This is a genomic window from Vibrio coralliirubri, assembly GCF_024347375.1.
GTDB classification, from domain to species: Bacteria; Pseudomonadota; Gammaproteobacteria; order Enterobacterales; family Vibrionaceae; genus Vibrio; species Vibrio coralliirubri.
This window is the reverse complement of record NZ_AP025470.1, coordinates 2,217,491-2,240,813: the sequence shown is the minus strand read 5'-3', so window position 1 is coordinate 2,240,813 and position 23,323 is coordinate 2,217,491. Positions and strand designations below refer to the sequence as shown.

The 23,323-nt window shown below is 45.6% G+C and carries 15 protein-coding genes; 11 read left to right on the top strand and 4 right to left on the bottom strand.

Annotated elements, in window-relative coordinates:
- Positions 1-78: 78 nt before the first annotated feature.
- Positions 79-1,821 (bottom strand): DNA repair helicase RadD, encoded by a 1,743-nt coding sequence (gene radD / locus OCV20_RS10195; RefSeq protein WP_086773626.1) that lies wholly within the window; start codon positions 1,819-1,821, stop codon positions 79-81.
- A 97-nt stretch (positions 1,822-1,918) separates the two neighbouring features.
- Here radD and rsuA point away from each other — a divergent pair, with 97 nt between their 5' ends.
- The 3 genes from rsuA to OCV20_RS10180 all read left to right on the top strand — a co-directional run bounded on the left by rsuA (position 1,919) and on the right by OCV20_RS10180 (position 4,691).
- A complete protein-coding gene (rsuA, locus tag OCV20_RS10190; RefSeq protein WP_017060380.1) occupies positions 1,919-2,614 on the top strand; it encodes a 16S rRNA pseudouridine(516) synthase RsuA in 696 nt (231 codons plus the stop codon).
- A 200-nt stretch (positions 2,615-2,814) separates the two neighbouring features.
- Positions 2,815-4,032 (top strand): Bcr/CflA family multidrug efflux MFS transporter, encoded by a 1,218-nt coding sequence (locus OCV20_RS10185; RefSeq protein WP_048617529.1) that lies wholly within the window; start codon positions 2,815-2,817, stop codon positions 4,030-4,032.
- Positions 4,032-4,691, top strand: a complete 660-nt coding sequence (locus OCV20_RS10180) for a DUF2913 family protein (RefSeq protein ID WP_010441495.1) — start codon at positions 4,032-4,034, stop codon at positions 4,689-4,691. Before OCV20_RS10185 ends, OCV20_RS10180 begins: the two co-directional genes overlap by 1 nt.
- Positions 4,692-4,928: 237 nt before the next feature.
- On the opposite strand, the gene OCV20_RS10175 is transcribed toward OCV20_RS10180, so the two are convergent.
- On the bottom strand, positions 4,929-6,359 hold the full coding sequence (locus OCV20_RS10175; protein WP_086773627.1) for a DUF2867 domain-containing protein: 1,431 nt from the start codon (positions 6,357-6,359) through the stop codon (positions 4,929-4,931).
- 98 nt (positions 6,360-6,457) lie between these two features.
- On the opposite strand from OCV20_RS10175, the gene OCV20_RS10170 reads away from it, so the two are divergent.
- The 5 genes from OCV20_RS10170 (at position 6,458) to nhaA (ending at position 13,635) form a co-directional block, all read left to right on the top strand.
- On the top strand, positions 6,458-7,831 hold the full coding sequence (locus tag OCV20_RS10170; protein ID WP_086773628.1) for an MATE family efflux transporter: 1,374 nt from the start codon (positions 6,458-6,460) through the stop codon (positions 7,829-7,831).
- Between the two features lie 122 nt (positions 7,832-7,953).
- Entirely contained in the window at positions 7,954-8,625 is a 672-nt protein-coding gene (locus tag OCV20_RS10165; protein WP_017060385.1) for an ABC transporter ATP-binding protein, read from the top strand.
- A complete protein-coding gene (locus OCV20_RS10160) occupies positions 8,606-11,059 on the top strand; it encodes an ABC transporter permease (protein ID WP_086773629.1) in 2,454 nt (817 codons plus the stop codon). The genes OCV20_RS10165 and OCV20_RS10160 overlap by 20 nt, the downstream gene beginning before the upstream one ends.
- Positions 11,049-12,197, top strand: a complete 1,149-nt coding sequence (locus OCV20_RS10155) for a lipocalin-like domain-containing protein (protein ID WP_086773630.1) — start codon at positions 11,049-11,051, stop codon at positions 12,195-12,197. The genes OCV20_RS10160 and OCV20_RS10155 overlap by 11 nt, the downstream gene beginning before the upstream one ends.
- 274 nt (positions 12,198-12,471) lie before the next feature.
- Complete coding sequence (gene nhaA / locus OCV20_RS10150) at positions 12,472-13,635, top strand: Na+/H+ antiporter NhaA (RefSeq protein WP_086773631.1); 1,164 nt, start codon at positions 12,472-12,474, stop codon at positions 13,633-13,635.
- A 242-nt stretch (positions 13,636-13,877) separates the two neighbouring features.
- Here the strand turns inward: nhaA and OCV20_RS10145 are convergent, their stop codons facing one another.
- Positions 13,878-14,489, bottom strand: coding sequence for an OmpA family protein (locus OCV20_RS10145; protein ID WP_086773632.1), 612 nt, complete (start codon positions 14,487-14,489; stop codon positions 13,878-13,880).
- On the bottom strand, positions 14,489-15,796 hold the full coding sequence (locus tag OCV20_RS10140; RefSeq protein ID WP_048617517.1) for a TolC family outer membrane protein: 1,308 nt from the start codon (positions 15,794-15,796) through the stop codon (positions 14,489-14,491). Before OCV20_RS10140 ends, OCV20_RS10145 begins: the two co-directional genes overlap by 1 nt.
- Before the next feature lie 301 nt (positions 15,797-16,097).
- On the opposite strand from OCV20_RS10140, the gene OCV20_RS10135 reads away from it, so the two are divergent.
- The 3 genes from OCV20_RS10135 to OCV20_RS10125 all read left to right on the top strand — a co-directional run bounded on the left by OCV20_RS10135 (position 16,098) and on the right by OCV20_RS10125 (position 23,319).
- Positions 16,098-19,907, top strand: a complete 3,810-nt coding sequence (locus OCV20_RS10135; RefSeq protein ID WP_086773633.1) for a VCBS domain-containing protein — start codon at positions 16,098-16,100, stop codon at positions 19,905-19,907.
- Positions 19,908-20,351: 444 nt separating this feature from the next.
- The gene (psrA, locus tag OCV20_RS10130; protein WP_017065403.1) at positions 20,352-20,981 is read left to right on the top strand and encodes a TetR family transcriptional repressor PsrA; all 630 of its coding nucleotides are present in this window, start codon (positions 20,352-20,354) and stop codon (positions 20,979-20,981) included.
- 55 nt (positions 20,982-21,036) lie between these two features.
- On the top strand, positions 21,037-23,319 hold the full coding sequence (locus tag OCV20_RS10125) for an acyl-CoA dehydrogenase (protein WP_048609220.1): 2,283 nt from the start codon (positions 21,037-21,039) through the stop codon (positions 23,317-23,319).
- Positions 23,320-23,323 lie beyond the last annotated feature (4 nt).

Sequence of the window (23,323 nt, the reverse complement as noted above, 5' to 3'; positions counted from 1 at the left end):
GCTTAACTGGCGCAGGCTTTAATACATAAGATTAATTGCCGAGTGTTAAGAACGTAAGACTTACCTTTATTGTTAACCTTAACGCTGCTGTAGTTCGTCTTCGAATATCTTGTCTCTCATTTTCCAAAAGCGTCCGACCTTACGTGCAATCACGAATTGAGGTGGGCGGAATCTATGTTGGTGAGCAACCACTTTCGTTGGCGAGGCTTCTTCAAAAGGGCGATGTCTGTCTGCAAGGTGAGGGCGAACAAACTGGTCTTTGAAGTTTTGCTTCTGCTTTTTGGTGGTTAATGACCAAAACTCATGCACTTGCGCTTGGTTTTCCCCGCGATAGGTGACCTTAAGTTGTGATTTACCTTTGTCGTCCTTAAGCACGTTGAGGTCCATTTCTAAACATTCAAATACCAAGGCATCTTTTAGATTCAGCGCTTCTTTCAGCTTTTTGTCTGGGTCGACTAAGGTTGCATCGCACTCATGACAAATGCGCGCAGCAATGTCATTATCAGCACCACATTCACCGCAATATTTCGCTCGGAAACGATAGTTGCAGTGTTCGCGTTCGCCGGTGTCTTCATCGGTAAAGTAACCTTGGCATTTACGACCAAAGTGCTCAAGTAAGAAGCCATTGCTGTCTAGTTTGCCCCAAAAGTTATTGTTGAAGCCGCACGCCGGGCAGGGGATGGTGATGATTTCACTGTCTGAATCGGGTTTAGGGTCGCCGACCTCAGGTTGGTAAAGGTCGTAACTGTTGCCCGCATAGTCGAGCACCAAACACTCTTTTTTACCCGGAGATAGGCGTAAGCCACGGCCAACGATTTGTTGATACAAACTGATGGATTCTGTCGGGCGTAAAATCGCGATTAAATCGACGTGTGGCGCATCAAAACCTGTGGTTAATACCGATACGTTAACCAAGAACTTGATTTTACGTTCTTTGAAGTCGCTGATAATTTGGTCACGTTCGAGAGTTGGTGTATCGCCAATCACAATTGAAGCTTCACCTGCTGGCAATAAGCCGAGGATCTCTTGCGCGTGTCGAACAGTGGCAGCGAATACCATGATGCCTAGCTTGTCTTGGGCTAGATGAACAATCTGGTCGACAATCTGCGGAGTCGCTCGTTTCGATTGCTCGATCACCATGTCGAGTTCAGCTTCTTTGTAGCGACCAGTACTCGCTGGCTTTAACTGGGAGAAGTCATAGCTCAGTACAGGCGCATCAATCATGCGTGCTGGTGTGAGAAAGCCTTCGTCGAGCAGGTAACGAATCGGCAGCTCAAAGATACAGTCGCGGAAGAAGCGTGGCTCATCTGAACGCACTTGACCGCGAGTGTGGTATTGATAAATCCAACCCATCCCAAGACGATATGGGGTCGCTGTTAATCCAAGCACCTTGATGCCCGAATTATTCTCGCGTAAGTGAGTGATGACTTTCTGATAACTACTGGTCTTTTCATCGGGAACACGGTGGCATTCGTCGATAACCAACAGCGAAAATTGGTTAGAGAATGAATCGAGATTTCGCACCACAGATTGCACCGAAGCAAACACGACTTGTTGGTCGGTCTCTTTGCGTCCTAAACCCGCAGAGAAAATCGAGCCTTTCAGCCCGTAACCTTCATACTTTTCATGGTTCTGTTCAACCAACTCTTTTACGTGAGCAAGTACCAACACTCGACCTTTCGCAAGCCTTGCCAGGTCTGCAATCACAAGGCTTTTTCCTGCCCCCGTCGGAAGCACGAGAACAGCCGGCGTTTGGTGTTTTCTGAAGTAATGAATCACTGATTTTACAGAATCAGCTTGGTACGGGCGGAGTGTATACATATCGCGTCTTGTAAGAAGGAAAACAAATAGTGTGAAATAGCTCAACTAATTGAGCAAAGGTGACTATAATACCCGACTTAGATTAGTTGAGGTATTCATGCGTTTAGATAAATTTCTGTGCGATGCATTAGGCGTCACTCGAAGAGAAGCAACACACTTATTAAAATCCAAGGCAGTGACAGTAAATGATGTCATTCAAAAAAGCGGTTCACTCAAGGTAACTGAAGAGTGCGTTGTGGAATGGCAAGGCAATGAACTGAATGTTCACGGCCCACGTTACATCATGCTTTATAAGCCAGAAGGCTTTGTTTGTTCGCATGAAGATGGCGCAAATCGTATCGCGTTTGAATTACTTGATGAAATCAAAATGGACAAGCTGCACTTTGCTGGCCGTCTAGATATTGATACAACAGGTCTTGTGTTGATTACCGACGATGGTAAGTGGTCTCACCGTATCACTTCGCCAAAGCACAAGTGCGAGAAGACGTACCGTGTGTGGTTGGTTGAACCTGTTGAAGACGATTACGTTGAAAAATTTAAAGAGGGCATCCAGCTTAAGAGCGAAGATGGCCTAACACTTCCTGCACACCTAGAAGTTCGTGCAGAGCGTGAAGTGCTGCTAACGATTCACGAAGGCAAATACCACCAAGTTAAACGTATGTTTGCGGCACTTGGTAACAAGGTAGAAGCACTACACCGTGAACGTATTGGCGAAATTGAGATGGACGAATCTTTAGAGTTAGGTGAATACCGTTACCTAACGCAAGAAGAAGTCGATTCAATCTGGAAGTAGTCCTTAGCTAGAAGTTGCTCTTAACAAGAAATTGTTCTTAGCAAGAAACAACTTTTGCTGGAAATAGCCCTTTCGTTGTAAAGCCGACCATGGATAGCGTCGGCTGATGATGTTGACTGGTACTAGGAAAGTCTCAGCCAATCTTTGACTCGCGTACTCACGCTAGTCCCTAGCTCTATCAGTTGAACATTCGGAGAACCATGCAAACATCGACCTCACAGAGCCCAAGCTCCCAACCAGAAACCCCTCAATTAGGCTTAATGCTGTTTTTGATTCTTGGCGCGATTGGTGCACTTACTCCGCTAGCCATTGATATGTATCTGCCAGCGATGCCGACCATTGCTAAAGATCTTGGTGTGACGGCGGGTGAAGTACAAATCACGCTAACAGCTTATACCGCAGGTTTCGCGTTGGGGCAGTTGCTGCATGGCCCGTTGGCGGATAGCTATGGTCGCAAGCCTGTATTGCTTATTGGTGTGTTCTTGTTTGCTATCGCTTCTATGGTGAGTGCGACAACACACGGTATTGAAGCGCTGACTTACATCCGTACCGCTCAAGGTTTTGCTGGTGCTGCGGCGGCCGTTATCATCCAAGCGGTAGTAAGAGACATGTTCGATCGTGAAGATTTCGCAAGAACCATGTCTTTCGTTACTTTGGTGATGACAGTTGCGCCATTGGTTGCTCCGATGATAGGCGGTTACTTAGCATTGTGGTTCGGCTGGCGTTCAATTTTCTGGGTTCTGGCTATTTTTGCGGTGATCGTGATTCTGGCGGTATCGATGAAGATCCCAGAAACGCTTCCTGCAGAAAACCGACAACCACTGCGCTTTAAAACAACGATTCGTAACTACGCCCGTCTGTGTAAGAACCCAACGGCGATGGGCCTGATTTTCTCTGGCGCATTCTCATTCTCAGGGATGTTTGCGTTCTTAACGGCAGGTTCATTCGTTTACATCGATATCTATGGCGTTCGCCCTGATCTGTTTGGCTACCTGTTCGGCTTGAATATTGTTGCTATGATCTTGATGACGAGTATCAACGGTCGAATCGTTAAGAAAGTGGGCTCTCACGCTATGCTTAGAGTCGGCTTAACCATTCAACTGTTTGCGGGCTTAGGTCTGTTAGTTGGTTGGATGTTAGATATCGGTTTGTGGGGTATTGTGCCATTCGTGATGCTGTTTATCGGCACACTGTCTACCATTGGTAGTAACTCAATGGCGCTGCTATTAAGCGGATACCCGAATATGGCCGGCACAGCTTCTTCGCTTGCGGGCACGTTAAGATTTGGTACTGGTTCTGTGGTGGGGGCAATTGTTGCCATGCTACCAAGTGACACTGCAGGGCCAATGGCTATGATGATGGCAGCATGTGCAATACTGTCAGCATTACTATATTGGACATTAGGAAAGAAGGCATAATGTCAAAATACTATATTGAAATTCAGAAGTTAGTGAACGATGCGTTGGGCGAGCTATATGCTCTGCATAAGTCTGGCAAAGCAATCGACGCACCTATCGCGAACAACCTTTATCTTGTTCGTTGGGTAACAAAAGCGATTAAATCTCAAGCTTATGATCGCGTGATTGTGCCTGACTTAGTTCGTTGGCAGAAACAGGGTCGCTCAAAAGGCAATAACTCTGATTTAACTTTTACCTTTAAACGCATTTCTGCGTTTTACGGACGTTTTTTCCCTGAAGGCGAAGAGCCTAAAGCGCTAAAAGACAGTGATGTTGAAGCGTTCATGGACAAAATGTACGAGATGGGTTGGAGCGTATCGAGTGAAGACGAGCTAACGACTGGCGGTAAGATTCAATTCTTCACCGATGGCGAGCACTCTTTTGCTTTGTGTGGCAAACAGTGTGACGACTCTTTCGACGGTGAGTTGATGGTTAAGCCAATGAACTGGTTTGTTCGTGGTAACCACGCTGAGTTCATCCAAGCGGCGATGGAAGCGGGTTTCATGCTTCACAAAGTAACGGACTATAAGTCTGCGGTGAAGTATCACGGTGAATACATCGTTTACCCTGCTAACCAAGGTAACCAACTGGCTGAGATCCCGATTAGCGTTATCGGCTAATAGCGGATTCGAGATGAGAGATACGAAGAGCGGAATTATCCGCTCTTTTTTTGCCTCTCATAGCGCGTGTCGCTAATTTACTTTTAGTCTTTTCGCATCCCGCATCCGCTTTTAATCTTTTCTCATCTCGACACTCGAATCCCGCATCTGCTTTTAATCTTTTCGCATCTCGTTACTCTAATCCCATATCCGCTTTTAATCTTTTCTCATTTCGACACTCGAATCCCGTATCTGCTTTTAATCCTGTTCTTTAGCCTGCTTCTCAATTGCCTTTACCATGCCTTTAAAAATAAACAGGTGGGCTGGCATCATCGCAAACCAATACAGTAATCCTAGAAAGCCCTTTGGATGCCACCAAGCCGAGATGTTTAGCTCGCGAGAATCACCGTGGTCAGAAACGGTAATCTCCAGTCGTCCTAAGCCCGGGCCTTTCATTCCAAATAGTAGAGATAAAAACTGGTTTTCTTCACAACGAATAACCTTCCAAGAGTCGATCTTATCACCGACTTTTAGATTGGGTCCTTCTGGCATTTGTCGAACCGGTACGCCGCCACCGAAAAGAACATCCAACCATTCGCGGGTGCGCCATAAAGCGTTGGCGAAGAAGTAACCTTGCTTAGGGCTTCCGATTTGCTGAGCCACGTGCCAGAGCGACTCTAATGACGCGGTTGAAGTGATACTTGCGCCTGTTTTCTTCGGGTAATAACCGTATCCCGCTTGCCAGCGTTTGAAGGCGGTTTTATCAAAGCCCCACACGTTACTTTTGACAAAGTTTCCTTCAGCGTGAATGGCTTGTTCAACCATGCTCTCGAACGAGACAAGCTTCTGAGGGTACTTTTCTCTAATGGTGGTCGAACTGGCGATGAAGTCGTGCTTTAAGCCTGCAAGCAGCGCTCTGCCTATGTTGGACGGTACAGAAGTCACCACGCCTAACCAATATGAAGCAATCTTTGGTGTCAGTAGCGATGTCGCCCATAGCCTGAGTGGACGATCGGCAGTTTTGGCAATATGAGCGAACTGGTTTCGGTAGGAGACAATATCCGGCCCGCCAACCTCAAAGATTTGGCTTTCGTTTGGCGTGTCTTGTGCGAGTTTTAGTAAATAATGGTTCAGGTTCTGCAAGGCAATCGGGTTCGCTTTAGAGTCGACCCACTTTGGCGCAATCATGATAGGCAAGTTGTATACGAAATCCCGCATGATCTCGAATGCCGCAGATCCTGGTCCAATGATCACGCCAGCTTGAAGTTCGGTAACTGGTACTGGTCCTTTACGAAGCAGTTCGCCGGTTTTCTTTCTCGCTTGAAGGTGTTCTGAATCGCCAGTCTGAGGCTGTAAAGAACTCAGGTAGATGACGTGTTGATTCTTTGGGCCAAGAGCAGAAGCAAAGTTACGGGCTAAGTTCAGCTCATAATCGATAAAGTCGTGGCCTTCTGCCATGCCATGGACGAGAAAGAAGATAAGATCAAAGTCGGGGACTAAGGCTTGTGTCGCAGCTTGATCGGCCAGATCAAGATACTCAAGCGATAAGTTTTCGTGAGGCTCGGTTCGTGCCTTTAAATAGTCGATATGCCTTGCTGCTGCCGTGACTTGATAGCCTTGCTCAAGCAGGAGAGGGAGGAGTTGCGAACCAACATATCCAGAAGCGCCTAAAACCAGTACTTTCTTCATTGTTACTCCATTTATATCTGTGGTTAAAAACCGAACATTGATATAATAGCGCGATATTTATCTTTATTCATCAATACGTTCCGTTTAGGTCTCTCTCTATGTTGCTCTCTTCAATTATTCATCACACACGAGGTGATTTTGTTCGCAGGCTTATTGCGATTGCACTGCCTATCACCTTGCAGAGCATTATGTTTTCAAGCCGGGGCTTAGTAGATGTGTTGATGTTGGGCCAACTTGGCGAAGCAGACATTGCGGCTGTGGGTGTTGCGAGCCGAGCGATGTTCGTGACGACCATTATGCTGGTGGGTGTTACCACGGGCGGTGCTCTTCTTACTGCTCAATATTGGGGCGCGGGTAACAGACAAGGTGTGAGAGAAAGTACTGCGCTGACGTGGCTAGTTTCGACACTGTTTGCGTTACTGACCATTGCGTTTTTCGTTTCATTTCCTGCACAAATCATGGGCGTGACGACTGACTCTCAAGAGGTCATTAACCTAGGCGTTGAATACATTGTCATTACCTCATTTAGCATGCTAGCAGTATCGTGTGTCAGCAGTATGGCTGTAGGTTTGAGAGCGATGCATAAACCCGGGCTAAGTACCTTCTTTAGCGGTATCGGCATCCTGTCTAACGTGTTCTTAAACTGGGTGCTGATCTTCGGTAACCTAGGCTTTCCTGCGCTTGGAATCAAAGGTGCGGCGATTGCGACGGTACTGAGTGGCGCGATTGAAGTCGCGACTTTGTTTGGTTATCTTTATTGCTCTAAGCATTTATTGGCTTTTAAGTTTTGCGATATTAAAGCAGCAGCTTCGATTGATAAGGTGATTCGCTTCTTGAAGCTGTCTCTGCCGACCACGTTTAACTTCTTAGCATGGGCGGGTGGCTTGTTTGCTTATCACGCGATCATGGGGCAATCGGGCGTTCAGGGGCTGGCTGCGCTATCGGTCATGACGCCGGTTGAATCTATCTCATTGAGCTTATTAATTGGTTTATCGAATGCGGCAGCGGTTCTGGTGGGTAACCAGCTTGGTGCGAAAAATAATGAAGCGGTTTACTATCAAGCACTTGGCTTAACAATTCTGTGTTTCTTAACCAGTATCGTTGTGGCCGTTTTTCTCTATTTCGTTCAAACGCCAATACTCAATGCCTTCAGCGCATTGACGGAAGAAACCAGAGCCCTCTCAGAGAAATTCATTCTGATCCTCAGTGTGGGTATTGTCATTCGCTCGGTGCCATTAACTGTGATCGTTGGGGTGTTGAGAGCGGGTGGTGATGTGAAGTTCTGCCTCTATCAAGATTTGATTGCTCAGTGGGTGATCGGTATCCCATTGGCAGCCATCGCGGCTATCTATTTTAAGTTTCCACCTGAGTGGGTATATCTGCTTTTCCTAACGGAAGAAGTCCTCAAGTGGGGTGGGTCGCTCTATCGCATGAAAACAAGAAAATGGATTAAAAACTTGATAGGAAGTTGAAGTAGGGCGCACCAATCGCATCACTTTATCGTTGGCGTGTGATCTATCTTTCAAAATACTTCCTCCTAACAGGGAATTAGTGTAGATTCTCCTTCCAAATTCTAACTAATGCGAGCTGTTTAATGTTAAAGCTGTCAGACCTATGTAAAGGCTATGTCGATGGGGGGGAGTTTCACCCTGTTTTGCAAGGTGCTGAATTAACATTAAACCAAGGTGACCAGCTGGCATTAATGGGAGAAAGCGGTTCAGGTAAAAGTACGTTACTGAATCTTATCGCGGGTTTAGACCTAGCGGATTCAGGTGAAATTGCTTTCCCTCACTTCAATATGCACGACTCAACCGAGCGTGATCGTACCGCTTATCGCAGAAACAACATTGGCCATATTTTTCAGCAGTTCAACTTACTGCCAACGCTAAATATTGCCGATAACATCCGCTTTTGCCGTCAGTTAAAAGGCTTACCTGAAGACAAAGGTCTCTGGAGACAGATTCTCTCTGCTTTAGACCTTATGCCTTTACTTGGCCGTTACCCTGAAGAAGCGTCTGGTGGCCAACAACAACGTGCGGCCATTGCGCGTGCGCTGTATATGGAACCGAAAATCTTGTTGGCCGATGAGCCGACCGGAAGTTTAGATGAGCGCAATGCAGAAGCGGTAATGCGCTTGCTGACCTCTTTGGCTCGTCAATTAGAATGTACGTTGCTGTTGGTAACACACAGTGAAAAAGTAGCTCTGCACATGGATGGCAGGATCCGCCTACAAGGAGGGCAACTGCATGTTATGGCCCGTAGTTAAGGCACTACTCGGTCACTATCGACGTTACCCACTGCAGATTATTTTGGTATGGCTTGGTTTAACCCTCGGCGTATCACTTTTGGTTGGTGTTACTGCTATCAACCAACACGCCAAGCAAAGCTATGCACATGGCGAAAAACTCTTTTCGAATCCTCTTCCTTACCGTATTCGACCAAAACACAACGCCAATAAAATCCCGCAAGGCTTTTATATCCAACTTCGCCGTGAAGGCTTTCAACAGTGTTCTCCTCTTGATCACCATCGTATCACTGATGAAAATGGCGCAAACTTCATGGTTGTCGGTATAGACCCTGTTTCTATGCTTCAGCTGCAACCTGGTATTGCGTTAAAAGACCTCACCGCTTTGAACCTCATGAAGCCACCATACCCAATCCTTGTCAGTGATGATCTTGCTGAACACATGGAATGGCACAACGGTGATTACATCCCTTTGATGGATGGCTCTGAACTTGGTCCTGTGGTTGTCGATCAAAATAACCTGATCAATGGTACAAGGCTGATTGCGGATATCTCCTTGCTCCGAATGCTAAAACGCAGTGCAGGGCTTTCTGTAATTGCGTGTTCAGACATGTCCACCGAGAAGTTTGAACGTCTCAAAAACATGCTACCTAATGGTTTGACGATCTCTCGTAGCTCTAAGGCAGAGCTTGAGTCGCTAACCAGTGCGTTCCACTTAAACCTAAAAGCGATGGGTATGTTGTCGTTTGTGGTTGGCTTATTCATTTTCTATCAGGCGATGTCGTTGTCGTTTATTCAGCGCCAACCGTTAGTCGGAATCTTAAGGCAAACAGGCGTATCGGGCTGGCAACTGGCTAAAGCGCTTTGCTTAGAATTGCTGATATTGGTCGTACTGAGCTGGATCTGCGGTAATGTATTCGGGGTCATGTTGGCCAACCAATTATTACCAGCGGTATCTTCAAGCTTAGGCGACTTATACGACGCCAACGTTGGCTTAACGATTGACTGGAATTGGCGATGGAGCGGCTACAGCTTATTGATGGCATTACTTGGTGCGTTCTTAGCGTGTGCTTGGCCATTGGTGCGCTTGCTTAGTTCACAACCGATTCGTTTGACCTCTCGCTTATCTTTGATGCGCTTTGCGGGTACTGAGTTTACTTGGCAAGCATTGATTGGCTGTGGCTTCTTAGTTGCCGCTGTCGCCGTGTATCAAGCCCCTCAGACTCAAGAAACGGGTTTTGCGATTATCGCACTAATGCTGATTAGTGTGGCTCTATTTACTCCGTTTTTGATGTGGAAGTTATTTAATAGCCTCTCTTATTCATTGCGCTGGGTTCGTGCTCGCTGGTTCTTTGCTGATGCAGCGTCAAGTATGAGTTACCGTGGTGTAGCGACCATGGCCTTTATGTTGGCCTTAACAGCCAATATTGGTGTAGAAACCATGGTGGGCAGCTTTAGAGATACCACTGATAAATGGCTAACACAGCGTTTGGCTGCCGATCTGTATATCTACCCAACCAACAATGCCGCTGCTCGTATGAGTAATTGGTTATCTGACCAACCTGAAGTGGATTCGGTTTGGTGGCGTTGGGAGAAAGATGTGGCGTCTCCAGTCGGTAGTATTCAGGTGGTCAGCACGGGCCCTTCTGAAGGCGAACTTGAAGCGCTGACGATCAAATTAGGTATTCCGAATTACTGGTATCACTTACATCACTCTAAAGGTGTGTTGATCAGTGAATCGATGTCTCTCAAGCTGGGGATTCGTCCTGGCGACTACATCGACCTCTATGACAGTCTCGGCTCTGGTTGGCAGGTTGTCGGTGTTTATTATGACTATGGTAACCCTTACCATCAAGTCATGATGTCGCATCGAAACTGGCTGTATGGATTTGCTGGGCGGGGTAATGTCGGCCTTGGCGTAATACTCAAAGACGATGTGAATTCATTAGGGCTTCGCAGCCGATTGGAAAGCGTATTCAGGCTTGGCTCTGAGCGCGTATTCGATAATAACAATATTCACAGTCAAGCGATGCGGGTGTTCGACAGAACGTTCGCGATTGCAGATACACTAGGTAACATCACCTTGGTTATCGCCGTCTTCGGTATCTTCTTTGCGACGGTAGCGGGTGAAGTATCTCGCCAAAGGCATATTTCCTTGCAGCGTTGTTTGGGTGTCTCGGCGAAAGAGCTGATTCTGACAGGTAGTTTGCAGTTGTTTGTGTTTGGGCTTATTTCCTCCTTAATTGCGATTCCGCTCGGATTAGCGCTAGCGAGTCTAATTGTTGATATCGTGATCAAGCAGTCTTTTGGGTGGTCACTCGAGTTACAAGTGATTCCTTGGGACTATTTGCAGACATTTGCATGGGCCATGGCAGCATTGATGCTAGCTGGTGCTTTACCAGTGATGAGAATGATTCGGAACACTCCGATGAAGTCACTGAGGGATGCGCTTTAGTATGTTTTTACGGAATACCTCAACTAAGTTAAGACAACGAATCCTGTCTTCTCTTCTATTAATCAGTTTCTTCGGCATCTTTTTAAGTGTTTGGGGTTATTACTCCTATTTCATCGATCCTGGTGAAAAGGGCATGATTGAAGTTAACTCAATATTGGTTAATGAACACTTCAATGTGTTCGAACCTGTTTTGCCAGACCGCAACGTGTCGCTACCACAAGATTTTAAGTTTCACCCAGAGTTTCAGCACGAGTGGTGGCATTACTTTGCATCTTTGAAAGGTGATGACGGTAAAGACTATTCGGTTCAGTGGAGTTTTTTCCGTATCGCAACGGACGAACGTGAAACACCGGGGTGGCAAAGCCCTCAAGTCTATATCTCAAATGTAGTGGTATTTTCTAAATCCAAAGTATGGAAAGAACAGCGCATGGCTCGTGGCGGCATTGGCCAAGCGGGAATGACTAATCGTCCATTCAGGCTTTGGATTGATAACTGGAACTGGCGTGCACTCGGCAACACCCCATTCCCAGGGCGCCTTCAAGTGCAAACTGATACGTTTGGACTTGAGCTAGACACCATTGCAAAAGGGCCCTATGTGCTCAACGGCGATAACGGTTATCAGAAAAAGCACGACTTATTGCCTGTCGCGTCTTATAACTTCAGCGCTCCATTTTTATCGTTGAGTGGTGTGTTGAACCTAGACGGCATTACCAAGGAAGTGGAAGGAACAGCGTGGGTACATAAAGAGTGGGGCAGTGGCTTACTTGGAGTGGGCCAACAAGGTTGGGATTGGTTTGTGTTTAACCTCGATGACGGCACAGCGTTGAGCATTAACCGTTACCGTCATAACCAACAGCTGCCTTACGTATTCGGTACCTTGGCAACGCGCTCAGGCAAAGTTTACCAGTTAACGGAATCCGACATTTCTATTCAACCGTTGCAAAATACAACGTTGATGAATGGAAGACGGATGCCTTTACAGTGGATCATTAACGTCCCTAAGCATGATATCAACCTCACAACGCGTATTATACGCAGAGATATGTGGCTTCCTTTTGTCATACCATATTGGGAAGGGCCGATTAAGGCGAGCGGCAGCCATGAAGCTACAGGCTTTATGCAGTTAACTGGCTACTAAAAAACACCTAAGGCTATCATTTGATAGCCTTTTTTTATGCCTGTGACTTTTAGCCACCCCAATGAATTGTGCATACAGGTTCGATGATCTCATCTATACTTAATTTATGGTGCATAATAACATTATGGAATATACGACGTATTGTTTAGTATTTGTAGGAAAAACCGAAGTTAAACATCCGAAGAAGTGATTATCTATCAATTAAACTTGGATATAAACTCGTGGTTATTCTTTGTTATTCGTTTATTTAAATAATAAATATAAGGGCGAAATCATGACCGACGTCATCCGTGACTTCTTTAAAATGGAATCTGCTGGCGGCATCATACTAGTCATCGCTGCGGCGATCGCAATGTTTGTAGCAAACTCACCACTGAACGAAATGTACCAAGGTGTACTTCATAGTTACGTTCTTGGTATGTCTGTGTCTCACTGGATTAACGATGGCTTAATGGCTGTCTTCTTCCTTCTAATCGGCTTAGAAGTTAAGCGCGAACTTTTAGAAGGCGCATTAAAGTCTAAAGAGACAGCAATCTTCCCAGCTATCGCAGCTGTGGGTGGTATGCTTGCTCCTGCACTTATTTACGTGCTATTTAACTCAAGTAACCCTGAAGCGCTTCAAGGTTGGGCTATCCCAGCAGCGACTGATATCGCATTTGCATTGGGTATCATGGCTCTTCTTGGTAACCGTGTACCGGTAAGCTTGAAGGTATTCCTGCTAGCACTGGCAATTATCGATGACCTAGGTGTTGTTGTTATCATTGCACTGTTTTATTCAGGCGACCTATCAACGCTTGCACTTACAGTTGGCTTCATCGCGACTGGTGTGTTGTTCATGCTAAACAATAAGCATGTGACTAAGCTGAGCGTTTATCTTATTGTTGGCGCAATTCTGTGGTTCGCAGTATTGAAGTCTGGTGTTCACGCAACATTGGCAGGTGTGGTAATTGGTTTTGCTATCCCACTGAAAGGCAATAAAGGGGAGCGTTCTCCGCTGAAACACCTAGAGCATGCTCTGCACCCATACGTCGCTTTTGCAATCTTGCCAATCTTCGCATTTGCAAACGCAGGTATTTCACTAGAAGGCATCTCAATTTCAAACCTTACAGGCATGCTACCGCTTGGTATTGCTATGGGTCTATTGGTTGGTAAGCCACTGGGTATCTTCCTATTCAGCTGGGGTGCTGTGAGAACGGGCGTAGCTAAGCTTCCTGAAGGTGTGAACTTCATGAACATCTTCGCGGTATCTGTGTTGTGTGGTATTGGCTTTACGATGTCTATCTTTATCTCGTCACTGGCATTTGGTCCAACGAACGCAGATTTTGATACGCTTGCTCGATTAGGTATCCTGATGGGCTCAACGACGGCAGCTATTTTAGGTTACTTCCTGCTAAGTATTTCGCTACCGAAAACTAAGCATCAAGAAGTAAAACTATAATCGGTAGTAGGCTCGCTTAATAGGGAGCCTACTCACTGAGTAACAAGTCAACTTCTGAGTAGCAAGAAGAGTCACAGAGTCTCCCTCGACTCATGTGACGATAAAGAACAAAAAAGCCGTGGTGGGCAACCCTATCACGGCTTTATTGATCTTATAACTAAGCTGCTGTTGTTCGAACACTCGCTCTTGCTCTATATCATAGCTATATTTACATCATCGAAATCCACAGTGATAATGTCACGCTATTTTTCAAGCGTGGTGAATATGGTCCACTCCTCGACGATTTGTTCACTTAACCCTACCACAGTCGCTGTTACCTTACGGTTCAATGCGTGTGAAGTAGGGTCGTCGCCATCGCTTTCTAGGCGCTCTTCACCATAGCCGACAATTCGCACTCGCTCTGGTTCGATACCATTCGACAGTAACTCGTCTTGAACATTGTTTGCTCGTCTCTTTGATAGGTCTAAGTTGTACTCGTTAGAACCCACTTTACTCGCGTAGCCTTGTATTTCAATCGAGGCACTTTTGTAGGTTTCAAGAAACTCTGCCATCGTGCTGATCTGGTCTGAGAAGATCGGGTTCACTTCAAATGAGTCATGAGCAAAGAGTATTTTTAGCTGTCTGACTTCTTCCGCACGAATCGTTTCTCCACAACCATCATTGTCGACTTGTGATGTCTCAGGCGTACCTGGACAGATATCACGAGCGTTCACCACACCATCTCTATCATCGTCTTGCAGGTCTGCAATCTGTTCTGCTTCAGGTGTCTCGATATAGGCCTCTTCCTGCTGGCTCGAACAGGCAAGTAAAGTCATCGTTAATACGGGAAGTAATAAATAAGTTCTTTTCATCATTAATACTCCACGGCCGTTGTCCACTCTTCTGGAATATCGACCAGTAGAGCATTCAATAAAGAACCTGTTGCGTTCATTACACGGTACTTAGCGTACTGCTCGGAGTAATGGGCATCGAGGTAATCTTTACGGGCTTCAAACAGTTCGTTCTCAGTGTTGAGCAAGTCAAGTAGAGTACGCTTGCCTATTCGGTATTGTTTTTCATATGCGATAACGGTTTCCGAAGCTGAATCAACATGATCAGATAAGAAGTTCTTTTGTTGTAACGTCAGGTCCAGCGCACTCCATGAGAGACGAAGACCTTCTTCCACTTGTCGATACGCACGATCTCTTAGATCTTTAGCCTTATTCAGCTGGTAAGCTGCAGCTTCAGAGTTAGCACTGTCTGTACCACCGTTGTAGAGGTTGTATCGCATTCTCAACATAGCGAGTGTTTCTTGACTTGAGCCTTCATCACCACCTGCATCGTCACGCCATGACTGTGATGCTTCGATGGAGAAGGTCGGATAGTTCACGCCTTTCGATTGTTTGTATTGGAAGTGCGCAGCATCAACGTCAGCGGCTGCAATTTTTATAACGGGGTGTTTGTCTAAGGCATCAACAATGGCGTCCGTTAACGACAAAGGAATTCTAGAAATATCGGCTCTTGGGTAAATCAAGCCTAAAGGTTCTTGACCAACCACTCGTCTAAATTGGGTGTGTGTATCGATTAAATTATTCTGTGCAGCCAATAAGTTACCGTGAGCTTTTGCTATCCTAGCTTCAACTTGCGACACATCCGCAGTTGAACCTATTCCGGAGTTAGCCCGTTTCTTAATGTCTTTATAGATTTTTTTGTGTATTGAAAGGTTACTTTCAGACAGTGCCAGCACTTCAGTGGCCTTCACTGCGTCTAGATAGATTTGGGTCACCTCCAGTGCTTTGTCTTCGGCATCCGCAATCAATTGTAATCGAACCGACTCGGCTTCTGCAGCGGTACGATCAATGTCGTACAGAGTCGCGGAACCATCCCACAGCAATTGAGTGAGGGAAATCGTCGCTTCCTTTCGTGTTAGATCCGTATCGGGACCGTTGTTTGGTGCAGGATTTATACCTTCATAACCAATACCGGCGTCAAGGTCGATACTTGGCTTGTATGCTCCTCCTGAGGCATCGTTACGTTTTCGCACGCTCACATATTCGTTGAAGATGCTTTTTATCTCTGGATTTGTTGCCAAAGTAATTGCTACAGATTGTTCCAGAGTTTGAGCGATGACTGGTGTCGCACTAATTAAGCAACACATGATGGATAATTTAAACAATTTCAAAGTAGTTCTCCTTCTACTTTCAATGTCTCATCCGTTTCCCAATCTACGTTTACCGCTGAATTGAGAGAAGTGTATTAAACGAAGCTTAGGACATTTGCAAAAAAATGCGAAGTTTGTTGGTTTTTTTTTGAATGTAAGTCGCTATTGCCATTGACTAATTTAAAAAGCACCAGATTTACCAACTTTTAGTGAGTTGATTATCAATAGTGCCACTACTAGATTTATTGTAGGAAATAGCCACAGCGCAGGGTGGGATTGATTCCGCGTTTGGCGTGTTCTGGGCAGAAGTGGGAATATGGATATGGGAAATATCAACCTTAGTATACTAGGCCTTGTTAGCGGGAGTGTAGTACTCGACGCTCAAGGGCAAGTTAGACGTTTGTCTCCGGGCGAACAACCAGCTGCTAGTGACGTAATTATCAGTTTTGGGAATAGTGAAGAGAGCGTGCCAAGCGTATCTGCACGTTTTGTAGATAATCAAGGCCAACAGAATGCACTAGATACTGATGATGCGATCGCTCAAGTTCAGCGTGCTATTGAAGAAGGATTTGATCCAACGGAATTAGGGGATGAGTTTGATACTGCAGCTGGTGAGCAAGGCTCTAGTTTGACCAACAGCGGTAGGATTGAACGTACCGGCGCCGAAACTCAAGCTGCCACAAATTTTGAAACTGATGGGTTTGAGTCTCAAGGTTTGTCCGAAACTCAAAGTCTTGCTCTTTTTGATATCATCGCTTTTGCGCTTATTTCAGGTGAAACTAATGTTATTGAGTTTGAGCAGGATGAACCTATTGAAACTGGGGGCGCTTTAACGAGTGAAGACCCAGACGTTACCTTTATTGTTAAAGAGGTCGCTGGGGATAATGATCTCGGTACTTTTGTTGTAAACGAAGATGGTACTTGGACCTTCGTGGCCAACAGTCCTTATGATGAGCTTGCGGATGGTGAGCAAATTCAAGACTCGACGACAGTACAATCCTCCGATGGAGGCGAACAAGTCATTACAGTGACGATAATTGGTACTGATGATGCGGCTGTGGCTACTGATGACTCGGGCAGTGTGACTGAGGACATTGATGTAGATGAAATCACCAATCAATTAGTGACGTCTGGTCAGATTGTGATTACAGATGTAGACAGCGACACTCCTACCTTTTCAGCTGATGGTGAGTTTAACCTCGTAGGTTCAACAAACGAATCACAGCTAGGTGTATTGAGCATCGCCCCTGATGGTGCTTGGACTTACGTAGTTAACAACGATGACGTTCAGTACTTGGATGACGATGAGTTCGTTACTGAAGTTTATACTGTGACAGCAAGTGACGGTACTACGAGTGAGGTGATCATCACTATTAACGGTGCCGATGACCCATCTGATATAACCGTAGATGAAGGTGATTCAGATACTGGTGAAGTGACTGAAGATGTGGATGTAGACCTAGAGAGCAACAACTTAATTACTTCTGGGACACTAACGATCACCGATGTCGACGATAACGATGTCGCTGCTTTTCAACCAAACGGTGTGTTTAATCCTGAAGGATCAACCAATGGTACCGCGTTAGGCATGTTGACCATTACCGACGATGGTGAATGGACTTACACCGTAGACAACGATGATGTGCAATATCTTGATGACGATGAGTTTGTTACCGAGGTTTACACAGTTACTGCGATTGACGGAACCACAAGTGAAGTGACCATCACCATCAACGGTGCCGATGATCCGTCTGAGATTACTGTTGGTGAAGGTGATTCTGACATGGGTGAAGTGACGGAAGATGTCGATGTCGATCCTGAAAGCAATGACTTGATGGCGACAGGAACATTGACGATCACTGATGTTGATGCCAATGATGTCGCGGCTTTTGAACCCAACGGAACGTTTAATCCAGAAGGTTCGACCAATGAGACCGCATTGGGTATGTTGACCATAACCGATGATGGAGCATGGACTTACGTCGTAGACAACGACGATGTGCAATATCTTGATGACGATGAGTTCGTCACTGAGGTTTACACGGTTACTGCCATTGACGGAACCACAAGTGAAGTGACCATCACCATCAACGGTGCCGATGATCCATCGGAGATCACCGTTGGAGAAGGTGACTCTGATATGGGTGAGGTGACGGAAGATGTCGATGTCGATCCTGAAAGCAATGACTTGATGGCGACGGGAACACTGACGATTACTGATGTAGATGCCAATGATGTTGTGGCCTTTGAACCGAACGGAACGTTTAATCCAGAAGGTTCGACCAATGATACCGCGTTAGGTATGTTGACCATAACCGATGATGGCGAATGGACGTACGTTGTAGATAACGATGATGTGCAATATCTTGATGACGATGAGTTCGTTACTGAGGTTTACACGGTTACTGCGATTGACGGAACCACAAGCGAAGTGACGATTACCATCAATGGTGCCGATGATCCATCTGAGATTACCGTTGGTGAAGGTGATTCTGACATGGGTGAGGTGACGGAAGATGTTAATGTCGATCCTGATACCAACGAACTTTCAGCGTCAGGTACTTTAACGATTACTGATGTCGACACGAGTGACATGCCCGCCTTTAAACCTAATGGTGTGTTTACCCCTATTGGGTCTACTTATGCACTTGCTTTGGGTATGTTAACGATTACTCCAGAGGGCGCATGGAGTTATGTCGTTGATAACGATGCGGTTCAATACTTGAATGATGATGACACGGTTATTGAAAGATATGTGGTAACCGCGATTGATGGTGTAGAGCATGTTATCGAGATAACAATCAATGGTGTCAATGACGCACCTGAAGCGACCAGCTTTACGGTCGTTAATGATGAGGACGCGATTATACCTATTCTCTTCGATTCTGAAGATGGCGGCATGCCAGATTATATCTCGGATATAGAAGATGACCATGACGACATTCCACTTAATATTCGAATCGAAAGTTTGCCAACCAACGGCAGCCTTTTGTATACCGATGAAAATGGCGTCACGAGAGAAATCGTACAGTCTGATGTTGATAACGGTGAGTTGTTTGTTCCGAACAATATCAGTTTTGTAGCTGGGCCTGGAGAAATGTTTGAAATGGGCTTTAGTGGCGATCCTGAGGATATGCCAGAGCTTGTTGATGGTTTCTATAATTGGGGTGTGGAAGTTTCACCAACAGAGAGACTTATTACGCTAGATAACGGTAATACGATTACACTAACGATCGAAGATAACAATAATAAACCGTTGAAGCAGTATCAAGGCGAACAATCTCATGTTGGTTTTGGTATTGGTGATACCGATGGTAGAGGTATGAACAAACAGGAGACCTTGGTCCTCGATTTTACTAATAATCCATTAGAGGTTGTTGATTTTGGTTTAGATGGGTTGGGTGGTTCATTTAACACTGATAGTAATGTTTATGTTGAAGTGCTCTATACCTTTGCTGATGGCACTACTCAGACGGAGCAATATCAAAAAGATCCAGGAGATACAGGGAATAGCCAAATTCTGTATGATTTTAGTTATTCTTCACCAGACAATCCGATTGTTGGGATGGAGCTGTCATCGACAGGGGGCAGTTGGGAGTTACGCTATGTCCAAGGTAACGAGGCGGTAACTGAAGACCCGCAGTTTGATTATGTCGCGGTCGACTCTAATGGTGCAGAAAGCACGGTAGAGACGGTCACAATAGATATCGAAGAACCGCAGCAATATAACGTTATTAGTGCTGCGAGTAATGAACCTTTGTATGCCGAGTCAGGCAACGATCTGCTTATTGGAGATAGCGGAGACAACATCTTCACTTGGCTAGACTCTGCGCTCGACAACGGTACTGATATTATTAAAGATTTCGAGCTTTATACAGGTGGTTCTGGGGATCTGATTGACCTCAATGATTTGGTCGAAGACCCTCAAGATGAGACTCAAATGGCCGAGCTACTTGATGCGATTGAGGTCTCTGTCGACGGAGAAGATATCGCTTTGTCCATTCCAATCAATGGAGGGGATGATGTCCAAACTATCGTTGTTGAGGGGATTGCGACTGAACTGGGTGGTTCGGTTGACCTAGGTAATGACCTAGCCGTGCTGGGAGAGCTGATAAAAAATGATGCTGCTTAATTAGATAATGTGAAAGGCTCTAACGCTTAACGTAAGAAAAGCGCTCGATTTCGGGGGCTTTTTTGTGTCGAGTACCCGCTAAAGAAAAGGTATCGGAACAACACACAAAAAAAAGCCCAAACCAACGTGGTTTGGGCGGATACAAGTATAGGAGTTAATAAGGAAAATGCAGTAATTAAGAAAGCAGTGAGAAGAACAAGTTTGACGGCCTGTTAAACTTCTAAATACGCTGTTTTCTACCTAATTTATGACCCTCCATTTCCATTTCAGTTCCAAGAAAATTCATTATTTTTTTCTTTTTTTGTAAACACACAGTGATTCAATCGGTTAGTGCTGAGTTTTATTAACTGGTACGACCAATTTGTGAAAATGTGATGTTGCTTGCTTGTTAAATAAATGTACTAGGCGTATATTTCAAACAGTTGTTTAATACGAGTGATTGAAATGGCACCAAGAAGTACAACCAAAGACAAAATCTTAGATGTGGCGGAAGGCTTATTTGCTGAGCACGGTTTTAATGACACCTCTTTACGTACGATTACGAGTAAAGCGAATGTCAACTTAGCTTCAGTGAACTATCACTTTGGCGATAAGAAGACTCTGGTTCGTGCGGTACTCAATCGTTACTTGGAAGCATTTATGCCAGCACTACAAGATGCATTAGTGAACTTAAACTTGAACGAAACGTATTCTATGAGTGACGTGTTTGAGTCGTTGAGACAGCCACTAAGAGCACTTAATGATGTTAGGCCAAATGGTACCAGCCGATTCATGTTACTCATCGGCAGAGGCTATACGGATGTGCAAGGGCACTTGCGTTGGTTCATTACTACCCGTTATAGCGAAGTACTTTCTTTGTTTACGACGTCAGTAATGAAGGCGAATCCGAACCTCACTCAAGAACAGTTATTTTGGCGATTACACTTCACCCTAGGGACTTGTGTATTCACCATGGCATCAAGTCAGGCTCTAGTAGAAATTGCAGAGAATGACTATGACAGAAAGATAGATGCTAAGGCAGTGGTTGATATTCTTATTCCATATTTAGCCGCTGGCATGTCAGCAGAAGAATAAAACAATAAAAAGCGAAACATTCACAACCAATATAGTGAACAAAAGGATCTGAACTATGAGCTCTCTAAGACAAAAATGGGTAAGTGACCCAGCTTTTAAACTCTTTAAAAAAGTACTACCACCACTATCTAGCACCGAGAAAGAAGCGATGGAAGCGGGTAGCGTGTGGTGGGACGGAGAGCTGTTTTCTGGTAAGCCAGATTTCACTAAGCTGCACCAATACCCAAAACCTCAGCTGACAGCAGAAGAGCAATCGTTCATGGATAATGAGCTTGAAACCTTGCTCGCTATGCTTGATGACCACCAAATTGTAAAAGAAGATCGAGACCTCCCTGAAGAGGTGTGGAACTTCTTACGTAAAGAGCGTTTCTTTTCGCTAATTATTGCGAAAGAGTATGGCGGTCGTGAATTCTCAGCACACGCTAACTCAACTATCGTAACTAAGATTGCGACGCGTAGTATCAGTACTGCGGTTTCGGTAATGGTTCCAAACTCTCTTGGTCCTGGTGAGCTGCTGTCTCACTACGGTACTCAAGATCAGAAAGACTACTGGCTGCCTCGCCTTGCTGACGGCACAGATATCCCATGTTTCGCACTGACAGGCCCAGAAGCGGGTTCTGATGCGGGTGGTATCCCTGATGTCGGTACTGTGTGTATGGGAATGCACGAAGGTAAAGAGACACTAGGTATCAAGCTTAACTGGAACAAACGTTATATTACGCTAGCACCAGTAGCGACGGTACTTGGTCTGGCTTTCAAACTGCACGATCCAGAAAAGCTGCTTGGCGACAAGGAAGACATCGGTATCACTTGTGCGCTAATCCCAGCTGACCACGAAGGTGTTGTGATTGGTGAACGTCATGACCCACTTGGTCTTGCATTCATGAACGGTCCAACACGCGGTCACGATGTATTTATCCCAATGGAGTGGCTAATCGGTGGCGCTGATTACGCAGGTAAAGGCTGGCGTATGCTGGTGGAATGTCTGTCTGCAGGTCGTGGTATTTCACTACCAGCACTGGGTACAGCAATGGGCCACCTAACTGCGAGAACAACTGGCGCATACGCGTATGTTCGTAAGCAGTTTGGTATGTCGATTGGTAAGTTTGAAGGTGTTGCGGAGAGCTTAGGCCGTATTGGTGGCTTAACGTATCTACTAGAAGCGACTCGAACGCTGACAACTACTTCACTTGATATGAAAGAGAAGCCGGGTATCGTTACGGCTATCGCGAAATATCATATGACAGAAATGGCGCGTACTATCCTGAATGATTCAATGGATATCCACTCTGGTCGTGCAATTCAAGATGGTCCAATGAACTACTTGGCTGCGCCTTACCTAGGTATTCCAGTTGCTATCACAGTAGAAGGTGCGAACATCCTGACTCGTAACCTGATGATCTTTGGTCAAGGTGCGACACGTTGTCACCCATACGTGTTAAGCGAAATGGAAGCTGCAGCAAACCCGGATGAGAAGCAAGGTGCGAAAGACTTTGATAGCTTGCTGTTCAAGCATATCTCTCACGCAACTAAGAACACGTTCGGCGCGTTCGGTGCAGCACTAACTGGCTCTAAATTCATTAAAGCCGACATGAGCGGTCCAACTAAGCCTTATTACCAAGACTTAACTCGTTTGAGTCGTGCGCTTGCAGTAAGTGCGGACTTCGCAATGCTAACGCTAGGTGGTGAACTGAAACGTAAAGAGCTTATTTCAGCACGTTTAGGTGATGGCCTAAGTTACCTTTACATGGCGTCAGCAGCGCTTAAGAAGTATGAAGACGAAGGTCGTCAACAAGCTGACCTAGACTACGTACACTACGCGGTTCAGCACTGTTTCCACAACGCGGCTAAATCGCTACAAGAAGCGTACAGAAACTTCCCGAACAAGATGGTGGGTAAAGTACTTAAAGGCCTAGTTTTCCCTGTCGGTAACCACTTCGAAAAACCAAGTGATAACCTAACAGTTCAACTAGCAGAAAGCTTGATGACTCCGGGCGCACACCGTGAACGTCTGACTCACCTTTGCTACATCGGCAAGGAAGAAGAGGACAGCGTCGGTTTAATGGAGAACGCGTTCAATGCGATGTACAGCATCAAGCCATTAGAGCGTAAGATCTTCAAAGCAGTGAAAGAGGGCAAAGTGGCTCGTAAAGGCTTACTGCAAGACAAGTTAGCTCAAGCACTTGCTGCTGATGTGCTAACGCAAGAAGAAGTCGACCAAATTGTGGCTGCCGATAAACTGCGTTACGCTGCGATTCAAGTTGACCACTTCAGTCATGACTTTAGTGAAACTTTGACGCGAAAAGAGTTAAAACCTAAGCTAAATAGCGTTGCTTAGATAA

Bases quoted from the DNA above. Each gene is read 5' to 3' on its own strand.
- radD (WP_086773626.1), bottom strand. From the start codon at position 1,821: ATGTATACACTCCGCCCGTACCAAGCTGATTCTGTAAAATCAGTGATT.
- rsuA (WP_017060380.1), top strand. From the start codon at position 1,919: ATGCGTTTAGATAAATTTCTGTGCGATGCATTAGGCGTCACTCGAAGA.
- OCV20_RS10185 (WP_048617529.1), top strand. From the start codon at position 2,815: ATGCAAACATCGACCTCACAGAGCCCAAGCTCCCAACCAGAAACCCCT.
- OCV20_RS10180 (WP_010441495.1), top strand. From the start codon at position 4,032: ATGTCAAAATACTATATTGAAATTCAGAAGTTAGTGAACGATGCGTTG.
- OCV20_RS10175 (WP_086773627.1), bottom strand. From the start codon at position 6,359: ATGAAGAAAGTACTGGTTTTAGGCGCTTCTGGATATGTTGGTTCGCAA.
- OCV20_RS10170 (WP_086773628.1), top strand. From the start codon at position 6,458: ATGTTGCTCTCTTCAATTATTCATCACACACGAGGTGATTTTGTTCGC.
- OCV20_RS10165 (WP_017060385.1), top strand. From the start codon at position 7,954: ATGTTAAAGCTGTCAGACCTATGTAAAGGCTATGTCGATGGGGGGGAG.
- OCV20_RS10160 (WP_086773629.1), top strand. From the start codon at position 8,606: ATGTTATGGCCCGTAGTTAAGGCACTACTCGGTCACTATCGACGTTAC.
- OCV20_RS10155 (WP_086773630.1), top strand. From the start codon at position 11,049: ATGCGCTTTAGTATGTTTTTACGGAATACCTCAACTAAGTTAAGACAA.
- nhaA (WP_086773631.1), top strand. From the start codon at position 12,472: ATGACCGACGTCATCCGTGACTTCTTTAAAATGGAATCTGCTGGCGGC.
- OCV20_RS10145 (WP_086773632.1), bottom strand. From the start codon at position 14,489: ATGATGAAAAGAACTTATTTATTACTTCCCGTATTAACGATGACTTTA.
- OCV20_RS10135 (WP_086773633.1), top strand. From the start codon at position 16,098: ATGGGAAATATCAACCTTAGTATACTAGGCCTTGTTAGCGGGAGTGTA.
- psrA (WP_017065403.1), top strand. From the start codon at position 20,352: ATGGCACCAAGAAGTACAACCAAAGACAAAATCTTAGATGTGGCGGAA.
- OCV20_RS10125 (WP_048609220.1), top strand. From the start codon at position 21,037: ATGAGCTCTCTAAGACAAAAATGGGTAAGTGACCCAGCTTTTAAACTC.